The sequence below is a fragment of the Neisseria subflava genome (assembly GCF_024205745.1).
GTDB classification, from domain to species: Bacteria; Pseudomonadota; Gammaproteobacteria; order Burkholderiales; family Neisseriaceae; genus Neisseria; species Neisseria flavescens_B.
The window spans coordinates 210,814-229,083 of the sequence record NZ_CP073117.1 but is presented as its reverse complement, the minus strand read 5'-3'; the positions used below and the strand labels follow the sequence as shown (position 1 = coordinate 229,083).

Sequence of the window (18,270 nt, the reverse complement as noted above, 5' to 3'; positions counted from 1 at the left end):
CGTTTCTGAAAAAATGTTGTTTATGAATAAAACCATAGCTTCAGGCCGTCTGAAAAATGAAATTTTTTTCCGCTTTAAGGTCTTGCATTCAAAAGCTTTTTGCCGTTTAATGCAAACCTTGCTGAATCAAGGGCAAAGGACACATGCCGGCCGCCCCCACAGTTTCCCTTTTGTAAGTGGCATCCGCCACCGCTGCAATATTTTTACCCCCCCGAACAAAAGGTCTGAAACCATGAAAAAATCTTTGATGGCGGCGGCAATCGTGAGCCTCGTCTTGACTGCGTGCGGCGGCGGAAAAGAAACCGCCGCAGAATCTTCCGCATCTCAAACTCAAACTTCTTCCTCTCAAACGGATAAACTCAATATCTACAACTGGTCGGATTATGTCGATCCGGCCACGCTGTCTGCGTTTGAAAAAAATACGAATATCAATGTCCGCTACGATTATTACGACAGCAACGAAGCGCTGGAAGCCAAGCTGCTGACCGGCAAGTCGGGTTATGACCTGGTTGCGCCTTCTATTGCCAATGTCGGCCGTCAGATTAAAGCCGGTGCGTATCAAAAAATCGACAAATCGAAAATTCCCGATTACGCCAATATTGATCCTGATTTGTTGAAAATGATGGAAACCGTCGATCCGGGCAACGAATATGCCGTGCCTTATTTCTGGGGCATCAATACGCTGGCGATTAACAAACAGCAGGTTCAAAAGGCTTTGGGTACGGACAAGTTGCCTGAAAACGAATGGGATTTGGTGTTTAATCCTGAATACACGAAAAAGCTGAAATCCTGCGGCATCAGCTATTTCGACAGCGCCATCGAGCAGATTCCTTTGGCTTTGCATTATTTGGGCAAAGATCCGAACAGCGAAAACCCTGACGACATCAAAGCTGCTGTTGAAATGATGAAAAAAGTGCGTCCCGACATCAAACGCTTTACCTCGTCGGGCTATATCGACGATATGGCGGCCGGTAATCTTTGCGTATCGGTAGGCTATGGCGGCGACCTCAATATTGCCAAAACCCGTGCTAAAGAGGCTGGAAACGGCGTCGAAGTCGAAGTATTGTCGCCGAAAAGCGGCGTTGGTATCTGGGTGGATTCGCTGATGATTCCGCGTGATGCGCAAAATGTGGCCAATGCCCACAAATACATCAATCACACGCTCAATCCGGAAACGGCGGCCAAAAACGGCAACTATGTGACTTATGCTCCGGCCAGCCGTCCAGCGCGTGATTTGATGGATGAAAAGTACACATCCGATGCATCGATTTTCCCGAATAAAGAATTGATGGAAAAAAGCTTCATCGTCTCCCCTAAGTCAACCGATGCGAGCAAACTCAGCGTTCGCTTGTGGCAGGCTTTGAAAGCAGGGCGATAATCAAAATTGAAATTTGAATACTCAGGCCGTCTGAAACAGTTTTTCAGACGGCCTGAGTGTTATAATTGTCAACACTTTTCAAATATCCTATCAGGAGAAACAGCGTTATGAACAATTCAGTCATCACCGTCATCGGTAAAGACCGTGTGGGCATTGTGTACGACGTTTCCAAAATTTTAGCGGAAAACCAAATCAATATTCTCAACATCAGCCAACAGCTGATGGACGATTTTTTTACCATGATTATTTTGGTGGACACTTCAAAATGCACCAAATCGCGTCAAGAGGTTTTGGATTTGTTTGCGGAAGAAAGCAAAAAACTCGCGCTTGATATCCGTATGCAAAACGAAGAAATTTTCCAAGCCATGCACCGTATTTGATTTTAGGAACTCTAAAATTATGTCAAAAAATAAAATTAGTTTTAATGTAGCTGAAGAGAAATCTGCACGGTTGGCAGTTTTAATTGATGCTGATAATGCGTCAGCGCAAACCATTGATGCGATTTTAGAAGAAACAACTAAATTCGGTGAAGCAATGGCAAAACGCATCTATGGCAACTTTGTTGGTGACAACGGCAAATGGAAAGCCGTCATTAATGAGCATGCTATCAAACCTATGCAGCAATTCGCCTACACCACAGGTAAAAATGCCACTGACGGTTTTATGATTATTGATGCGATGGATTTACTTTATACTGGCCGTTTTGATGGTTTTTGTTTGGTATCTAGTGATAGTGACTTTACTGCATTAGCTATTCGGTTGAAAGAACAAGGTGTAACAGTTTACGGTTTCGGCAAAAAGCAAACACCTGAAGCTTTCCGTAATGCGTGCAGCCAATTTATCTATGTAGAAAACTTGATGCCTGAACCCACACAAAAAGAAACAGTAACTGATAAACCACAGAAACCAACAGAGAAACAGATTCAAACAGCCTCTCCCGAAAATGCTCAAGCTCAACCGAAAATTGCCGAACAACTTGAGAACAAATTACCATTAGAGACTATACATAAAATTTTCGAACATGCGGAAAGTGAATGGATGGCTATGACTGCATTCGGTGCCACTTGGAAACGCTTGCAGGTAGATTTTGACCCACGTAATTACGGGTGTAAGAAATTTACCGATTTAGTAAAAAAATATTCTGATGTGTTTGATTACGAAATGCGAAAAACTGCTGAAGGCACGCAAGAGCATATGTATGTCAAGCTTAAAGTCTAATCGAAGGTCGTCTGAAAATATTTTTCAGACGACCTGCAAGAAAGGCAGAACCCCATGAACAACTTCCACAGTAATGAGATACTTGAAACCGTCAAAATGGTGGCCGACCAGAATTTTGACGTGCGCACCATTACCATCGGCATTGATTTGCACGACTGCATCAGCACCGACATCGATGTATTGAACCAAAATATTTACAACAAAATCACTACGGTCGGCAAAGATTTGGTCGCAACGGCAAAATATCTGTCTGCCAAATACGGCGTGCCGATTGTGAATCAGCGTATTTCCGTCACGCCGATTGCCCAAATCGCGGCGGCAACCAAAGCCGATTCTTACGTCAGCGTGGCGCAAACTTTGGACAAGGCAGCCAAAGCCATCGGCGTGTCCTTTATCGGCGGCTTTTCCGCGCTGGTGCAAAAAGGCATGTCGCCTTCAGACGAAGTGTTGATCCGTTCTATTCCCGAAGCGATGAAGACTACTGATATCGTGTGCAGCTCCATCAATATCGGCAGCACGCGCGCCGGTATCAATATGGATGCGGTCAAGCTGGCAGGCGAAACCATCAAACGCACGGCCGAAATCACGCCCGAAGGTTTCGGCTGCGCCAAAATTGTCGTGTTCTGCAACGCGGTGGAAGACAATCCGTTTATGGCGGGCGCGTTTCATGGTTCGGGCGAAGCGGATGCCGTTATCAATGTCGGCGTATCCGGCCCGGGTGTCGTAAAAGCCGCGTTGGAAAATTCAGATGCAACGACATTGACCGAAGTTGCGGAAGTTGTGAAGAAAACCGCTTTCAAAATTACCCGCGTGGGCGAACTTATCGGCCGCGAAGCTTCAAAAATGCTGAATATCCCGTTTGGTATTCTTGATTTATCGTTGGCTCCAACCCCCGCTGTCGGCGACTCGGTGGCACGAATTCTTGAAGAGATGGGCTTGAGCGTCTGCGGTACGCACGGCACGACGGCTGCCTTGGCATTGCTGAACGATGCCGTGAAAAAAGGCGGCATGATGGCTTCCAGCGCGGTCGGCGGTTTGAGCGGCGCGTTTATTCCTGTTTCCGAAGACGAGGGCATGATTGCCGCAGCCGAAGCAGGCGTGTTGACGCTGGATAAACTCGAAGCGATGACCGCCGTCTGCTCGGTCGGATTGGACATGATTGCCGTTCCCGGTGATACGCCTGCTCATACCATTTCCGGCATCATTGCTGACGAAGCCGCCATCGGCATGATCAACAGTAAAACCACTGCCGTGCGCATTATTCCGGTAACCGGCAAAACCGTCGGCGACAGCGTCGAGTTCGGCGGCCTGTTGGGCTACGCTCCTGTGATGCCGGTTAAAGAAGGTTCGTGCGAAGTGTTTGTCAACCGAGGCGGCAGAATCCCGGCTCCGGTTCAATCAATGAAAAACTGATTGGATTGATGCATAAAAAAAGGCCGTCTGAAATTTCAGACGGCCTTTTATATTTGCAGGGTAATTATTTGAACATATTTTTAATAATGCCCATTACGCTGCGGGAAATGGCGTTGGTTACTTGGCGGTTGATTTGGCTGCCGATGGCGTCGGCAACGTTGTAGCCCAAACCTTGGCCGGATTTTTTACGTCCGCCGCTCAAGCCGCCGATCAGTCCACCGAGGATGCCGGGATCGGCATTGGCAGCTTCTTTTTCTGCGGCTTTTTGTGCTTTTTCCTGCTCTTTAGCGGCATTTGTGGCTTCTTTTTCAGCGGCAGCCTGGCTGTCTGCTTCGGCCAATGCTTCAAAAGCGGAGTAGTTGTCCACCATGTCTTTATAGGTCGGATACAAATCGTCGTTTTGGAACAAACGGTTGCGCTCTTCTGCGGCAAGCGGGGTCAAGGAAGATTGCGGCGGCAGGATGAGGGCGCGTTCTACAGGCTCGGGCATACCTTTTTCATCAAGGAAGGAAACGAGGGCTTCCCCGACGCCGAGTTCGGCAATCGCTTCGGCAACTTTGATATTCGGATTGCTGCGGAAGGTTTCAGCAGCGGCTTTAACCGCTTTCTGGTCGCGCGGTGTAAAGGCACGCAGGGCGTGTTGTACGCGGTTACCCAGTTGGCCGAGGATGGTATCGGGCAAGTCGAGCGGATTTTGGGTGACGAAATATACGCCCACGCCTTTGGAACGAATCAGGCGCACGACTTGTTCGATTTGTTCGACCAACGCATTGGCGGCATTGTCGAACATCAAATGCGCTTCGTCGAAGAACATCACGAATTTTGGTTTATCCAAATCGCCGACTTCGGGCAGGGTTTCAAACAATTCTGCCAGCATCCACAGCAAAAACGCGCTGTACATACGCGGCGAGCGCATCAGTTTTTCGGAGTTAAGGATGTTGATGATGCCTTTGCCGTTGTCGGTTTGCATCCAGTCTTGCAGGTTGAGGGAAGGTTCGCCGAAGAATTTTTCTGCGCCTTCGTTTTCCAAAGTCAGCAGTTGGCGTTGAATCGCGCCGATACTGGCGGCAGAAACGTTGCCGTATTGCGTGCGGTATTCCGAAGCGTGGTCGGAAACGTGTTTTAACATGCTGCGCAGGTCTTTTAAGTCCAGAATGTGCCAGCCTCTGTCGTCGGCAACTTTAAACACGAGGTTGAGCAGGCCTTCTTGCGTGTCGTTCAGATTCATCAGGCGTGCCAAAAGCATAGGGCCCATTTCCGAAACGGTGACGCGTACGGGAATACCGGTTTCGCCGTAAACATCCCAAAAGCGCACGGGGAAATTTTGCAGCCATTGCTCGCCCAAATCAAACTCGGCAATGCGTTCGCCCACTTTGCCGCTGTTGGCACCGGCTTGCGCGATGCCCGACAAATCGCCTTTGACATCGACCAAGAATACAGGGACGCCTTCGCTGCTGAAGGCTTCCGCCATGCGGCGCAGGGTAACGGTTTTACCCGTACCGGTCGCACCGGCGATCAAGCCGTGGCGGTTGGCCATTTTGCCTTGGATTTCGAGCGTTTTCCCGTCGGCACGCGCAATTTGAAATGTAGTCATGATTATTCCTTAGAATCCGTGATGTGAAACAATTTGTTGTCTTAAAAAACAAGCATTTTAACGTTTGCGGCGAGGGGATTCAACCAAGCAAAGTTTCAGACGGCCTTAAGTTTTGCAAAGGTTTTTTTGCAGTGATTGGACAAGGTTGAAATCTGCTATAATTCCATCCAATTCGCAACCGTCTGACAAGGCGGTTGTTTTCTTTGTTTTTTGAATATTTTTTACGAAAGCGAAAGTCGGAATGACTGCACAACAAGCCCCTTTGGGCGAAAAAACCATGGCCGTGCTGATGGCGATGTTGGTCGCGCTGATGCCGTTTTCTGTCGATGCTTATCTGCCTGCGATTCCCGAAATGGCGAAGTCGCTGGGTTCGGACATCCACCGCATTGAGCAAAGCCTGAGCTTTTTTATGTTTGGCGTGGCGTTTGGTCAGGTGGTCGGCGGTTCGATTTCGGATATTAAAGGCCGCAAACCTGTCGCCTTGGTGGGTTTGAGCATTTACTTTGCCGCCGTTGTCGGTTTGACGATGGTGAATAATGTCGAGCAGCTGTTGAACTTGCGTGCCGTGCAGGCGTTTGGCGCGGGGATGACCGTGGTGATTTCCGGTGCGATGGTGCGTGATTATTATTCCGGACGCAAAGCCGCGCAGATGTTTGCCTTAATCGGCATCATTCTGATGATTGTGCCATTGATGGCTCCGATGATTGGTGCAGGCTTGCAGAATTTGGGCGGCTGGCGCATGATTTTCGGCTTTCTGGCCTGCTATTCGCTGCTGCTTTGGGGTTTGATGTGGTATTTCCTGCCTAAGCCGCACCAAAAAGGCAAAATCAGCATGGACGTGTTCGGCGTGGTGGCAGGCAGGTTTAAACGCGTTTTGAGAACGCGTGCCGCGATGGGCTATTTGTTTTTCCAAGCTTTCAGTTTTGGTTCGATGTTTGCCTTTTTGACCGAATCGTCGTTTGTGTACCAACACCTGTATCATGTTTCACCAAACCAATATGCTTGGATATTTGCGCTCAATATCATTACCATGATGTCGTTTAACCGCGTTACCGCATGGCGTTTGAAAACCGGTACGCATCCGCAAAATATCCTCAAATGGGGCATTATCGTCCAATTTACCGCTAATCTGCTGATGACGGTTTTGGTGTTGTCGCTGTCTTTGCCGCCTTTGTGGGCTTTGGTGCTGTGCGTGATGTTTTCAGTCGGTACGCAAGGCTTGGTTGGTGCGAACACTCAAGCCTGTTTTATGAGCTATTTCAGCGCAGAGGGCGGCAGTGCAAATGCCGTTTTAGGCGTATTCCAATCCCTTATCGGCGCATCGGTCGGTATGGCAACGACTTGGCTGCACAATGGTTCCGCCTTGGTGATGGCCGGTATGATGTTGAGCTCGACCATATGCGGTATCGTGCTGTTGTGGATTTGCTCGCATCAGGCTTGGATGGAAAACGATAAAAAAGAATATGTTTAACCTTCAGGCCGTCTGAAAAACGGTTTCAGACGGCCTCAACATTATATTGAAGAAATTAACCATGAGTACCAGCAAACAACGCCCCATCGGCGTATTCGATTCCGGCGTCGGCGGCTTGACCAACGTCCGCGCCCTGATGGAACGCCTGCCGATGGAAAACATCATCTATTTCGGCGATACCGCACGCGTTCCTTACGGCACCAAATCCCGCGCCACCATTGAAACCTTTGCCATGCAGATTGTCGATTTCCTGCTGGAAAACGATGTCAAAGCACTGGTTATCGCGTGCAATACCATCGCCGCCGTTGCCGGACAAAAAATCCGCCAAAAAGCAGGCAATATGCCCGTATTGGACGTCATCTCCGCCGGTGCGGAAGCCGCTTTGCAAACCACCAAAAACAACCGAATCGGCATTATCGCGACCAATACCACCGTCAACAGCAATGCCTACGCGCGCGCCATCCATTCAAAAAACAACGACACGCTGGTACGCACACAAGCCGCGCCCCTGCTTGTGCCATTGGTAGAAGAGGGCTGGCTCGATCACGAAGTCACCCGCCTGACCGTACGCGAATACCTGAAGCCGCTCTTGGCCGACGACATCGACACGCTGGTGTTGGGTTGTACCCACTTCCCACTGCTCAAACCGCTTATCGGCCGCGAAGCACAAAACGTTACCTTGGTCGATTCCGCCATCACTACCGCCGAAGCCACCGCCAAAGCCTTAGCACAAGAAGGTTTGCTGAATACAGAAAACGATAATCCGGATTACCGCTTCTACGTCAGCGATATCCCACTGCGCTTCCGCACTATCGGCGAACGCTTCTTGGGTAGAAGTATGGAGCAGATTGAGATGGTAACGTTGGGTTGATTAGAAATATTAAAGGCCGTCTGAAAGGTAAGAACAAGGTTAAAGTCGGCGAAATTCACAATGAAGAAGATGCCTTGGAATAAATTGCGAAATTGGAAAGAGCCATGCAGCAGGCTGCTAGAGATTTGCAGTTTGAAGAGGCGGCTGTGTTGAGGGATAGGATTAGGGGGATTAAGGAAGGGTTGTTGTTTGGGAGTGAATGAAACAATAAAACGACCAGCCATTTGTGCGACTGGTCATTTTTTATGATTAAAAGCACTGTGTTTAAAATATTTTATTCTTCGACATGGCTTATCGCATTCTTGGATAAGAGATGCTCTAAGGGTAATTCCAAAGCGTCTGCAATCCGCCCCATAACATCAATAGAAACAGCTCTGTTTCCACGTTCAACCTCGCAGATGTATGCACGGCTAACTTGAGCTTCAAAAGCGAGAGCCTCTTGGGAAATTTCTTTCAAGCGACGTATCTTCCGCATATTTTGGGCAAAAATCAGACGGTACGGATGTATTTCATTGTTTATGTCCATTTATTCAGTATGGAAAGATACTGAATTTTAAACAATTCACGATAGGAAGAAATTAGTCAACTATAGTTGATATTTTTAAAAAAATTGTATAAGATAACTACATCATGGTTGAATTATTGCCATGACGGTTTAGTTAAAAATAACAAGTTTTGGAAGGTTATTATGTCTGAAGAAAATGCAAAAGTTGCGGGTAGTGTCTCAGGTGTAGGTACCGCTGCGGGCATAGGGGCTGCCGCTTCAACAATGAGTGCATCAGCCATAACAGGTACATTGGCAACTATCGGTGGCGGAAGTATGGCAGTTGGTATCGGTATTGTTGCCGCTGCTCCATTGGCAGTTGGAGCAATAACTTATGGATTATATTCGCTATTTGATGATTGAAGAAACAATAAAGGTAAAATTACAAATGAGTTTTTTAAAGAAACTACTTGGTTCCGCCACTAAGGGGGTTGTTAATGGCGTAATTAGTTATGGTAAAAACAAAGCTGATGGTAGCCATGACCACCGCTACAATATAGGCAGTGATAGAACACCTGCCCAACAATCAGGTGATAAGAAACGGAGGAAATAATCATGAAATATCGTGTATTCAATCCGAAACTCTTAAACTGGCGTGGTTATCAAGGCTCTTGCGAATACTGCGGTGATATGCATTACGATAGCGAATATTGTGATACTTGCGGTATGCCGCCGTGCAGATGTATGTGCTGATTAACAAGCCGTAACAAGCAAGCGTAGGTTGGGTCAAGACCCAACAAAACTGTTAAATTTCACAGAGTGTTGGATTTTCAACCCAACCTACATTTTGCTCAAGTGGCACATAATAAAAAGGTCGTCTGAAAACCGTGAATCCATTTTCAGACGACCTTTGTTTCATTCCAAACAACAAATATAATAGCTTAAAGGCTGTTTTCTTCCTGTTGGTTCAAGACCCAACGAAATCCATTTTAAAAAGAACCCTCCCATCATGACCTATCCACAAGCAAGCCGTAGCCTGCATCTCCACCAACCGCGTGCGTGGCCATGCCATACACACTACCTGCGGATGGCACAAACTTTAAAACCGAGGTGTAGGGTGTGTGCGGTACGCACGCACGCGTTGTCTGTCGTTCTCACCACTGTTTCAAACTTTCAGAAGACCTCAAACGTCGTCTGGAAACTTTTAGAATAAAGGCCGTCTGGAATCCAGTTTTCAGACGGCCTTTTTACTTCCTTAGTATTTTACCTGCCCGACTGTGCCCACACGTTTTGCAGGTAGGCGTAGGTCAGCTCAGCGGTGCCGGACACCAGCGCGATGTCGCTGCCTAAGTCTTCGGCTTTGCCCACTCCGATAGGCAAGGCGCCGGAGGCTTTGATGGCGGCTACTCCTGCTGCGGCGTCTTCGATGCCGATGCATTGGCGGATATCCGCGCCCACGCCCTCGGCTGCTGCGAGGAAGATGTCGGGGGCGGGTTTGGAATGTGCGACGGCGGCAGGGTCGGCGACGGCGTCGAAGAAGTGGGTCAGCCCCATGCGTTCCAGCAGGAACGGACCGTTTTTACTGGCGGACGCGAGGGCGATTTTTTTGCCGTTTGCCCTCAATGCTTCCAGCAGGGGCAAAATGCCGGGGTACACGTCTTCGGGTTTGACTGCCTGAATCATCTCGACGTAGTTGTCGTTTTTGCGGCGGGTCAGTTCGGCGAACTCGGCTTCGCCGACGGTTTTGCCGCCGTGCGCGAGGATGCGTTTGAGCGAATCGTCGCGCGACACGCCTTTGAGCTGCTCGTTAAACTTGCGGTCGATGCTGATGCCCAGTTCTGCGGCGAGCTTTTTCCATGCGCGGTAGTGGTATTCGGCGGTGTCGGTGATGACGCCGTCGAGGTCAAAGAGCACTGCGGTAAAAGTCATTTTGCGCCCTCCTTATTTTTCCAATGCAACGGTGTGGCTGCCGTTGAGCGTGATGTCTTTGCCGTACACCTGCAATTCGAGCGGATCGCCTTTGAGCAGGGTGAAGACGACGTTTTCTTTGCCGACGGCGACTTTAATCAGACGGCCTCGGTAGTTGATATGGAAGGCGTAGCCTGTCCATGCGCTCGGCAGGAACGGTGCGAAGCTGAGTTTGCCGCCCCAAGTTTTCATTTGGGCGAAACCTTGGACGATGGCGAGCCATGAGCCGGTCATGGAGGTGATGTGCAGGCCGTCTTCGGTGTCGTTGTTGTAGTTGTCCAAGTCTAGGCGGGCGGTACGCTGGTACATTTCCACGGCTTTTTCTTCTTTGCCCAGTTCGGCGGCAAGGATGGCGTGGATACAAGGCGACAGCGAGCTTTCGTGCACGGTCATCGGTTCGTAGAAGTCGAAGTTGCGGCGTTTTTCGTCCATGTTGAAACGATCGCCGAAGAAGTAGATGCCTTGCAATACGTCCGCCTGTTTGATGAAAGGCGAACGCAGGATTTTGTCCCACGACCATTTCTGGTTGAGCGGCAAATCGTCGGGCGAAAGCGCGGACACGGGGCGGATGTCTTTGTCGAGGAAGCCGTCGTGCTGCACGAATACGCCGAGTTCTTCGTCATGCGGACGGTACATATTCGCGCTGATGTCTGCCCATTTTTCCAACTCGGCGGCACTCACGTTCAAATCCGGACGCGGGTATTTCGCCAAGGCTTCGCGGGTGTAGTCCAGTACCCATGCGGCGAGGGTGTTGGTGTACCAGTTGTTGTTGATGTTGTTTTCGTATTCGTTCGGGCCGGTTACGCCGTGAATCATGTATTTGCCGTTGCGTTTGGAGAAGTGGACACGGTCTGCCCAGAAGCGGGACACTTCGACCAAGACTTCCAAGCCTTCTTTGGCAAGATAGCTTTCGTCGCCGGTGTAGTTGGTGTAGTTGTAGATGGCGTAAGGAATCGCGCCGTTGCGGTGGATTTCCTCGAAGGTAATTTCCCATTCGTTGTGGCACTCGATGCCTGTAAACGTCACCATCGGATAGAGTGCGCCCGCCAAGCCCTGTTCGCGCGCGTTGTGTTGCGCCTGCGGCAGTTGGTTGCGGCGGTATTGCAGCAGGTTGCGGGTAACTTCGGGTTCAGCCAGTGCGAGGTAAAGCGGTACGGCATAGGCTTCGGTGTCCCAATAGGTCGCGCCGCCGTATTTTTCGCCGGTAAAGCCTTTGGGGCCGATGTTCAGGCGCGCGTCTTCGCCGTAGTAGGTGGAGAACAGTTGGAACAGGTTGAAGCGGATGCCTTGCTGCGCTTCGTCGCTGCCTTCGATGACCACGTCGGCGATTTCCCAACGGTGCAGCCAGCCCGCTTTGTGCGCGTCCAGCAAGGTTTCAAACGCAACGCCTGCGATTTTTTCCGACAAGGCGCGGCCTGCGGCTTTCACTGCGTCCAAGCCCTGATAATCGCGGCTGGTGGTAACAATCACGCGTTTTTCAAAGGTTTCGGGCGTGCTGCCGACTTCGGCTTCAAAAGAATTGGAGACCTGCCAGTCGGTTTGGCTGCCGCCGAGGGCTTTAAAGCTGCCGGCGAAGGTTTGCTCGGCGTTGACGATGAATTGTTCCACGCAGAAGGGATTGGCGACGGTTTGGGTGGCAATGTAGGAGAGGCCGTCTGAAACGCCTTTGTCTAATACTTGCCAGAATTTTTCTTCGTAGTTGGAGTCTTCGTTTTTCACGTCGGCATCGATGATGGAATCGATGCGGACTTGGTGGGTTTTGCCGTCAACGGATACGGCTTCCCAGCGGATAACCGCCAGCTCTTTTTGCGCGACGGACAGGAATTTGCACACATCGAAACGCACGCCAAATACGGTGAACGAGCGGCGCAATACGCCGTGCTGCATATCGAGTTCGACGGAGAAGTCGGCAACGTCGTTTTTCGCCAAATCCACTTCCTGCCCGTCGACAAAGATTTTCACTTTGCTAAAATTAAGCGCATTGATGGCTTTGCCGAAATATTTAGGATAGCCGTTTTTCCACCAGCCGACGCGGGTTTTGTCGGGGAACCACACGCCGGCGATGTAGGTGCCCAAGTGGCTGTCGGCGGAGTAGGTTTCTTCAAAGTTGCCACGCATGCCCATATAGCCGTTGCCCAAACTGGTCAGGCTCTCTTGCAGCCGTTTGTGTTCTTTTTCCAGTTTTGCCGAACGCAGCGTCCAAGGGCTGATTTCCATGATTCTTGTGTACATTTATGAAGCTCCTGTTATTAAAATTGTAAGTTCGGCAAAGGTTTCAGACGGCCTTTGCCGATGGTATGGATGGATTATTCGCCGTGGGTCTCTTTAATCAGACATACTGAGAAGGCTCCCAGCAGCAAGACTGCGCCTGCAACCAAGAACATGGTTGCCTGATGGCTGCCCAGCATAGGGAAGAGGATAAAGCTCAGCAGGGAGGCGACGATTTGAGGCATACAGATAGAGCCATTAAACAGACCCAAATAAGTACCCATGTGCTTGCCGGAGAGGGCATTGGTTACAATCGTCAAAGGATAGGTAATGATACCTGCCCACGCGATGCCGATTAAGGTATAAGACAGGATCAATGCGTATTGATTGTGGATGAAGAAGATAGAGAAGAAACCGAGCGCGCCTAAAGCCAAGCAACCGAAATAACCGACTTTATGGTATTGATTCGGTACTTTTGCCAGAATAAACGAGCAGATAACGGCAGCAATGGATTGTACCGCCGCCAAAACGCCGTACCAGTTGCCCGCTTCCTGATAGCCTACGGAAGAAGCATCAGTTGTCTGCCAAACGTTTTCTGCAATCGCGCCTGCCGAGTAAGTCCACATATATTGGAAGGCGAACCAGCAGAAGAATTGCACCAAAGTGACCGTCCAAAACGCTTTAGGTGCGGTTTTTAAGAGTTCGAACCAGTTGGCTTTTTCCTGATTTGCTGCTACGTCGATGCCGTGGTAGCGGGCGTAGGTTTCCGGATCATATTCTTTGACTTTGAAGATGGTGAATGCACTGGTAATAATCAGTAAGGCTGCACCCACATAGAATGCTACGACCACGGTCTGCGGCACGACGCCTTTCTCGGCAGTGTTCGCTAAACCGATATACGCGAACACAAACGGCAGAATCGCCGCCACAACCGCACCCGTATTCGCCAAAAAGCTCTGAATCCCGTAGGCGTAGCTTTTCTGCTCTTCGTTGACCATGTCGCCGACCATCATCTTAAACGGCTGCATTGCCATATTGGAGGATACGTCCAACAGCGCAATCATCAACGCGCCAAACGACAAAGCCGCCAAAGAAGCGTAGCCAAAACCGAAGCTGCCTGAGTTCGGCATCAGAATCATGACGATAACCGCAATCAGTGTGCCATAAAGCAGATAGGGCAGACGGCGGCCGCCCAAGCGCGGCATCCAAGTGCGGTCTGAGTAGTAGCCCACAATTGGCTGAACCAACATACCGGCCAATGGGGCAGAATGAAAAACCAGCCCAAATTGTGCGGGTCGGCGCCTAAAGTTTGAAAAATTCGGCTCATTTGTGAGCTTTGCAGGGTAAAGGCCGTCTGAACGCCGAGATAGCCGAAGCTCAGCATCCAAATCGTACTTTTTGCCAGTGACGGCAAACCTTGTTTTGCTGTTTTTTGCGTATTTTCCGACATGAGGTAAATCCTTTTTTAAAAAGTATTTTTATTGAGAAATCTGAAAGGTTCCTTGGTGTGGTGTTCTCTGTCGTTATTGTTTGTGTGCGTACTTTCAAGGATATAGGTGCATTTTATGAAGAGCGCCGGATATTGGCAATGCCAGTTCAAGGATAAACTGGCTTAAATCAAATTTTTTGCGGTTTGGCATTGATACCGTCGGGCAATGAGGGTATCGGTTCGGTGCGGTGTATATTTTGATGCTTATTTCTATTTTCAGACGGCATTTGAACAAGCAAGTATTTGGGCAATAGGTTAAAATGGGCCGTCTGAAATTTGTTTGATGAAAACGAGAAAACTATGTCCCAACAATACGTCTATTCTATGCTGCGCGTGAGCAAGGTTGTGCCGCCGCAAAAAACCATTATTAAAGACATTTCCCTTTCATTCTTTCCTGGTGCAAAAATCGGTTTGCTCGGTTTAAACGGTGCGGGTAAATCTACTGTATTGCGGATTATGGCGGGCGTGGATAAAGAATTTGAGGGCGAAGCCGTGCCGATGGGCGGCATTAAAATCGGCTATTTGCCGCAAGAGCCTGAGCTTGATCCTGAGAAAACCGTACGCGAGGAAGTGGAAAGCGGTTTGGGCGAAGTGGCCGCGGCGCAGAAACGCTTGGAAGAAGTATATGCCGAGTACGCCAATCCTGATGCAGATTTTGACGCATTGGCGGAAGAACAAGGTCGCTTGGAAGCGATTATTGCGGCTGGTTCATCTACCGGCGGCGGTGCGGAGCACGAATTGGAAATCGCTGCCGACGCGCTGCGCCTGCCTGATTGGGATGCCAAAATCGGCAATTTGTCCGGCGGTGAAAAACGCCGTGTGGCTTTGTGCAAACTCTTGTTGAGCAAGCCCGATATGCTTTTGCTTGACGAGCCGACCAACCACTTGGACGCGGAATCGGTCGAATGGTTGGAGCAATTCTTGGTACGCTTCCCTGGTACAGTCGTCGCGGTAACACACGACCGCTACTTCTTGGATAATGCCGCCGAATGGATTTTGGAACTTGACCGCGGACACGGTATTCCGTGGAAAGGCAATTACTCGTCTTGGCTGGAGCAGAAAGAAAAACGCTTGGAAAACGAGGCGAAGTCTGAAGCTGCGCGCGTGAAAGCGATGAAGCAGGAATTGGAATGGGTGCGCCAAAATGCCAAAGGCCGCCAAGCCAAGTCTAAAGCGCGTTTGGCTCGTTTTGAAGAAATGAGCAACTACGAATACCAAAAACGCAATGAAACGCAGGAAATCTTTATCCCTGTTGCCGAGCGTTTGGGTAACGAAGTGATTGAGTTTGTGAATGTTTCTAAATCGTTTGGCGATAAAGTGCTGATTGACGATTTGAGCTTCAAAGTGCCTGCGGGCGCGATTGTTGGCATCATCGGTCCGAACGGCGCGGGTAAATCGACGCTGTTCAAAATGATTTCGGGCAAAGAGCAGCCTGATTCCGGCGAAGTGAAAATCGGCCAAACCGTGAAAATGAGCCTGATTGACCAAAGCCGCGAAGGTTTGCAAAACGATAAAACCGTGTTCGACAACATTGCCGAAGGCCGCGACATTTTGCAGGTCGGTCAGTTTGAAATTCCCGCCCGCCAATATTTGGGACGCTTTAACTTCAAAGGCAGCGACCAAAGCAAAATCGCCGGTCAATTGTCTGGCGGCGAACGCGGCCGTCTGCACTTGGCAAAAACCTTGTTGAGCGGCGGCAATGTGTTGCTGCTGGACGAACCGTCCAACGACCTCGACGTGGAAACCCTGCGCGCGTTGGAAGACGCGTTGCTGGAATTTGCCGGCAGCGTGATGGTGATTTCGCACGACCGCTGGTTCCTCGACCGTATTGCTACGCATATCTTGGCTTGTGAAGGCGACTCTAAATGGGTGTTCTTTGACGGCAACTATCAGGAATACGAAGCCGACAAGAAACGCCGTTTGGGTGAAGAGGGTGCAAAACCGAAACGTATCCGTTACAAACCGGTAACACGTTAATTAGGTTTAAACCAAAAGGCCGTCTGAAACTTTTAATGTTTCAGACGGCCTTTTATTTTTGATGTTTATGATTGTTTTCTTAATTGCGGATGGTTTTCCAATGTATCAATGATGATTTCAATCATGCGTGGGGCAGTTTGTGCCAAATCGAAGCCTTGACCTGAAGAAAGCCAGCGCCAAATCAAGCCGTCTAATGAGGACTTGATGAAGATGACTGCCATATCGATATCCAAATTATCCGCCAACGCTTTTTGTTGTACCGCATCAGTCAGGACGGCAATGATTTTTTCACGCCATAATGATTGGTGTTTTTTAGCGATGGCAATGACAGCTTCGTTTTGCTCGGTGTGTTCACATTTTAAAAACAAAATGCTGTGGAATTTGTAGTGAAGATCGTTGTGTTGCAGGCGCTCGAAAAAACGGGTCAGGGTCAGGCGGAAGCTTGGCCAAGCCTGTTCGTTATTGTTGTTCGAGTCCTCTTTCATGCAGCTTTCGATGTCGTCGCAAATCCGTTGGAACAAGGCATCAAACAAATCTTCTTTGTTTTTGAAATGCCAATACAGCGCGCCGCGCGTTACGCCTGCGGCTTGGGCGATTTCGTTGAGCGAAGTGCGGGCAATGCCTTTCTTATAAAACGTATCTAATGCGGCAAGCATGAGATATTCTTTGGTTTTTAAAGCTTCGGTTTTGGTTCTTCTCATGGTTTTTTTGTAGGAAATGTAAATTTATGGTTCGGATTATAAAAAATTACTTCTGAACATGCAAGAATGTATGTATAATTCAATTTAGTACTTGAATAGTGTTTTTCAACACTATATAATCGGCCTGTTTTTTATAAAAACAAGCAATTTCTGTTTGTGAAATATGAGATTAAAGTAATCAATTTTTAATTAGTCAAACCCTTATTTATCATAGAGATAGGAAAATTATGGCTCTTTATGCTTCTAAAATGATGCGTGTCGCAGCAATCGCAGCAGCTACTGCGTTGGCACTTTCCGCTTGCGGCAAAGGCGATGAAAAAGCAGCCAGCCAACAGGCACAAGGCAGTCAGCAACAGCAAAAACAACCTGCGCCTGAAGTGCGCGTGGTCACTGTGCATCCGGAAACCGTTGCATTGACAACCGAGTTGCCGGGCCGTCTGGAATCATTGCGTACTGCCGAAGTTCGCGCCCAAGTCGGCGGTATTCTGCAAAAGCGCCTGTTCCAAGAGGGCAGCTATGTTAAAGCCGGTCAGCCTTTGTACCAAATCGACAGCTCATCTTATGAAGCAAACTTAGAAAGCGCACGCGCCCAGTTGGCGAGTGCGCAAGCTACTTTGGCCAAAGCGAATGCCGACTTAGCCCGCTATAAACCGCTGGTTGCCGCCGATGCCATCAGCCAACAAGAATATGATGCGGCCGTAACGGCCAAGCGTTCGGCAGAGGCAAGCGTCAAATCCGCTCAAGCAGCCATCAAATCTGCCGGTATCAGCCTGAGCCGCTCCCGCATTACCGCGCCGATTTCCGGCTTTATCGGTCAATCTAAAGTTTCTGAAGGTACGTTGCTGAATTCCGGCGATACCACTGTTTTGGCCACCATCCAACAAACCAATCCGATGTATGTCAACGTTACCCAGTCTGCGAGTGAGGTCATGAAACTGCGTCAACAGGTTGCCGAAGGCAAATTGTTGGCGGCAAACGGCGCGATTGCAGTGGACATCAAATTTGACGACGGTACGGTTTACCCTGAAAAAGGCCGTCTGCTGTTTGCAGATCCGACTGTCAACGAAACGACCGGTCAAATTACCTTGCGCGCCGCCATTCCTAACGACAGAAATATCTTGATGCCGGGCTTGTATGTACGCGTGTTGATGGAACAAGTGGCAGTGGATAATGCATTTGTAGTGCCGCAGCAAGCAGTTACCCGTGGTTCGCAAGATACGGTGATGGTGGTGAATGACAAGAGCGAAATGGAAGCGCGTGTCGTAACCGTTGCCCAACAGCAAGGTACCAACTGGATCATTACAGACGGCCTGAAAGACGGCGACAAAGTGATTGTTGAAGGCATCAGCATTGCCGGTATGTCGGGTGCTAAAAAGGTAACGCCGAAAGAATGGACGCCGCCTGCAAACGCTGCGGCAGCAACATCGGCAGTTTCAGACGGCAAGGCTGCATCCGAGACCAAGCCTGAAGCTAAAGCTGCATCTGAAGCCAAATAAGG

General features: G+C 49.4%; 16 protein-coding genes and 2 pseudogenes. 12 read left to right on the top strand and 6 right to left on the bottom strand.

Annotated elements, in window-relative coordinates; genetic code table 11:
• Window positions 1-232 precede the first annotated feature (232 nt).
• From KCG55_RS01115 to KCG55_RS01100, 4 genes are all read left to right on the top strand, one after another.
• Window positions 233-1,378 (top strand): polyamine ABC transporter substrate-binding protein, encoded by a 1,146-nt coding sequence (locus KCG55_RS01115; protein ID WP_254323138.1) that lies wholly within the window; start codon window positions 233-235, stop codon window positions 1,376-1,378.
• Between the two features lie 107 nt (window positions 1,379-1,485).
• Window positions 1,486-1,758: an ACT domain-containing protein gene (locus KCG55_RS01110; protein ID WP_003680574.1), complete on the top strand. Its 273-nt coding sequence runs from the start codon at window positions 1,486-1,488 to the stop codon at window positions 1,756-1,758.
• A gap of 19 nt (window positions 1,759-1,777) precedes the next feature.
• Window positions 1,778-2,596 carry an NYN domain-containing protein gene (locus KCG55_RS01105; RefSeq protein WP_128581303.1) on the top strand — a complete coding sequence of 273 codons (819 nt, stop codon included), beginning with the start codon at window positions 1,778-1,780 and terminating at the stop codon, window positions 2,594-2,596.
• A gap of 54 nt (window positions 2,597-2,650) precedes the next feature.
• On the top strand, window positions 2,651-4,009 hold the full coding sequence (locus KCG55_RS01100; RefSeq protein WP_254323137.1) for a PFL family protein: 1,359 nt from the start codon (window positions 2,651-2,653) through the stop codon (window positions 4,007-4,009).
• Between the two features lie 64 nt (window positions 4,010-4,073).
• Here the strand turns inward: KCG55_RS01100 and KCG55_RS01095 are convergent, their stop codons facing one another.
• A complete protein-coding gene (locus KCG55_RS01095) occupies window positions 4,074-5,603 on the bottom strand; it encodes a helicase HerA-like domain-containing protein (protein WP_254323136.1) in 1,530 nt (509 codons plus the stop codon).
• Window positions 5,604-5,844: 241 nt separating this feature from the next.
• Between KCG55_RS01095 and KCG55_RS01090 the strand changes: the two genes are divergently transcribed.
• The 3 genes and pseudogenes from KCG55_RS01090 to KCG55_RS10615 form a co-directional block, all read left to right on the top strand.
• A complete protein-coding gene (locus KCG55_RS01090; RefSeq protein ID WP_254323135.1) occupies window positions 5,845-7,074 on the top strand; it encodes a multidrug effflux MFS transporter in 1,230 nt (409 codons plus the stop codon).
• A gap of 61 nt (window positions 7,075-7,135) precedes the next feature.
• The gene (gene murI / locus KCG55_RS01085; RefSeq protein WP_107769251.1) at window positions 7,136-7,945 is read left to right on the top strand and encodes a glutamate racemase; all 810 of its coding nucleotides are present in this window, start codon (window positions 7,136-7,138) and stop codon (window positions 7,943-7,945) included.
• An 11-nt stretch (window positions 7,946-7,956) separates the two neighbouring features.
• A pseudogene (locus KCG55_RS10615) lies at window positions 7,957-8,148 on the top strand (UvrB/UvrC motif-containing protein); the annotation flags it as partial.
• A gap of 71 nt (window positions 8,149-8,219) precedes the next feature.
• Here KCG55_RS10615 and KCG55_RS01075 read toward each other — a convergent pair.
• Entirely contained in the window at window positions 8,220-8,471 is a 252-nt protein-coding gene (locus KCG55_RS01075) for a helix-turn-helix domain-containing protein (RefSeq protein ID WP_063068896.1), read from the bottom strand.
• A gap of 66 nt (window positions 8,472-8,537) precedes the next feature.
• Here KCG55_RS01075 and KCG55_RS01070 point away from each other — a divergent pair, with 66 nt between their 5' ends.
• Genes KCG55_RS01070 through KCG55_RS01060 form a run of 3 tightly spaced genes read left to right on the top strand, consistent with a single transcriptional unit; the run spans window position 8,538 to window position 9,182 of the window.
• A complete protein-coding gene (locus KCG55_RS01070) occupies window positions 8,538-8,852 on the top strand; it encodes a hypothetical protein (protein WP_198341516.1) in 315 nt (104 codons plus the stop codon).
• Entirely contained in the window at window positions 8,824-9,042 is a 219-nt protein-coding gene (locus KCG55_RS01065; protein ID WP_157686116.1) for a hypothetical protein, read from the top strand. The genes KCG55_RS01070 and KCG55_RS01065 overlap by 29 nt, the downstream gene beginning before the upstream one ends.
• A 2-nt stretch (window positions 9,043-9,044) precedes the next feature.
• The gene (locus KCG55_RS01060) at window positions 9,045-9,182 is read left to right on the top strand and encodes a hypothetical protein (RefSeq protein ID WP_157686115.1); all 138 of its coding nucleotides are present in this window, start codon (window positions 9,045-9,047) and stop codon (window positions 9,180-9,182) included.
• Between the two features lie 510 nt (window positions 9,183-9,692).
• On the opposite strand, the gene pgmB is transcribed toward KCG55_RS01060, so the two are convergent.
• The 3 genes and pseudogenes from pgmB to KCG55_RS01045 form a co-directional block, all read right to left on the bottom strand.
• On the bottom strand, window positions 9,693-10,358 hold the full coding sequence (gene pgmB / locus KCG55_RS01055) for a beta-phosphoglucomutase (protein ID WP_254323133.1): 666 nt from the start codon (window positions 10,356-10,358) through the stop codon (window positions 9,693-9,695).
• 12 nt (window positions 10,359-10,370) lie between these two features.
• On the bottom strand, window positions 10,371-12,629 hold the full coding sequence (locus tag KCG55_RS01050; protein ID WP_254323132.1) for a glycoside hydrolase family 65 protein: 2,259 nt from the start codon (window positions 12,627-12,629) through the stop codon (window positions 10,371-10,373).
• A gap of 74 nt (window positions 12,630-12,703) precedes the next feature.
• Window positions 12,704-14,055 (bottom strand): annotated as a pseudogene (locus tag KCG55_RS01045) (SLC45 family MFS transporter).
• 339 nt (window positions 14,056-14,394) lie between these two features.
• Between KCG55_RS01045 and ettA the strand changes: the two are divergent.
• Window positions 14,395-16,071 carry an energy-dependent translational throttle protein EttA gene (gene ettA, locus KCG55_RS01040; RefSeq protein WP_003747462.1) on the top strand — a complete coding sequence of 559 codons (1,677 nt, stop codon included), beginning with the start codon at window positions 14,395-14,397 and terminating at the stop codon, window positions 16,069-16,071.
• 65 nt (window positions 16,072-16,136) lie between these two features.
• On the opposite strand, the gene KCG55_RS01035 is transcribed toward ettA, so the two are convergent.
• Window positions 16,137-16,772 (bottom strand): TetR family transcriptional regulator, encoded by a 636-nt coding sequence (locus KCG55_RS01035; protein WP_254323131.1) that lies wholly within the window; start codon window positions 16,770-16,772, stop codon window positions 16,137-16,139.
• A 227-nt stretch (window positions 16,773-16,999) separates the two neighbouring features.
• Here KCG55_RS01035 and KCG55_RS01030 point away from each other — a divergent pair, with 227 nt between their 5' ends.
• On the top strand, window positions 17,000-18,268 hold the full coding sequence (locus KCG55_RS01030; RefSeq protein ID WP_254323130.1) for an efflux RND transporter periplasmic adaptor subunit: 1,269 nt from the start codon (window positions 17,000-17,002) through the stop codon (window positions 18,266-18,268).
• The last annotated feature ends 2 nt before the right edge of the window (window positions 18,269-18,270 follow it).

Coding starts and splice junctions, on each gene's coding strand:
- KCG55_RS01035 (WP_254323131.1), bottom strand. CDS start 16,772: ATGAGAAGAACCAAAACCGAAGCTTTAAAAACCAAAGAATATCTCATG.
- ettA (WP_003747462.1), top strand. CDS start 14,395: ATGTCCCAACAATACGTCTATTCTATGCTGCGCGTGAGCAAGGTTGTG.
- KCG55_RS01075 (WP_063068896.1), bottom strand. CDS start 8,471: ATGGACATAAACAATGAAATACATCCGTACCGTCTGATTTTTGCCCAA.
- KCG55_RS01100 (WP_254323137.1), top strand. CDS start 2,651: ATGAACAACTTCCACAGTAATGAGATACTTGAAACCGTCAAAATGGTG.
- KCG55_RS01105 (WP_128581303.1), top strand. CDS start 1,778: ATGTCAAAAAATAAAATTAGTTTTAATGTAGCTGAAGAGAAATCTGCA.
- murI (WP_107769251.1), top strand. CDS start 7,136: ATGAGTACCAGCAAACAACGCCCCATCGGCGTATTCGATTCCGGCGTC.
- KCG55_RS01030 (WP_254323130.1), top strand. CDS start 17,000: ATGGCTCTTTATGCTTCTAAAATGATGCGTGTCGCAGCAATCGCAGCA.
- KCG55_RS01090 (WP_254323135.1), top strand. CDS start 5,845: ATGACTGCACAACAAGCCCCTTTGGGCGAAAAAACCATGGCCGTGCTG.
- KCG55_RS01060 (WP_157686115.1), top strand. CDS start 9,045: ATGAAATATCGTGTATTCAATCCGAAACTCTTAAACTGGCGTGGTTAT.
- KCG55_RS01115 (WP_254323138.1), top strand. CDS start 233: ATGAAAAAATCTTTGATGGCGGCGGCAATCGTGAGCCTCGTCTTGACT.
- KCG55_RS01095 (WP_254323136.1), bottom strand. CDS start 5,603: ATGACTACATTTCAAATTGCGCGTGCCGACGGGAAAACGCTCGAAATC.
- KCG55_RS01110 (WP_003680574.1), top strand. CDS start 1,486: ATGAACAATTCAGTCATCACCGTCATCGGTAAAGACCGTGTGGGCATT.
- pgmB (WP_254323133.1), bottom strand. CDS start 10,358: ATGACTTTTACCGCAGTGCTCTTTGACCTCGACGGCGTCATCACCGAC.
- KCG55_RS01050 (WP_254323132.1), bottom strand. CDS start 12,629: ATGTACACAAGAATCATGGAAATCAGCCCTTGGACGCTGCGTTCGGCA.
- KCG55_RS01065 (WP_157686116.1), top strand. CDS start 8,824: ATGGATTATATTCGCTATTTGATGATTGAAGAAACAATAAAGGTAAAA.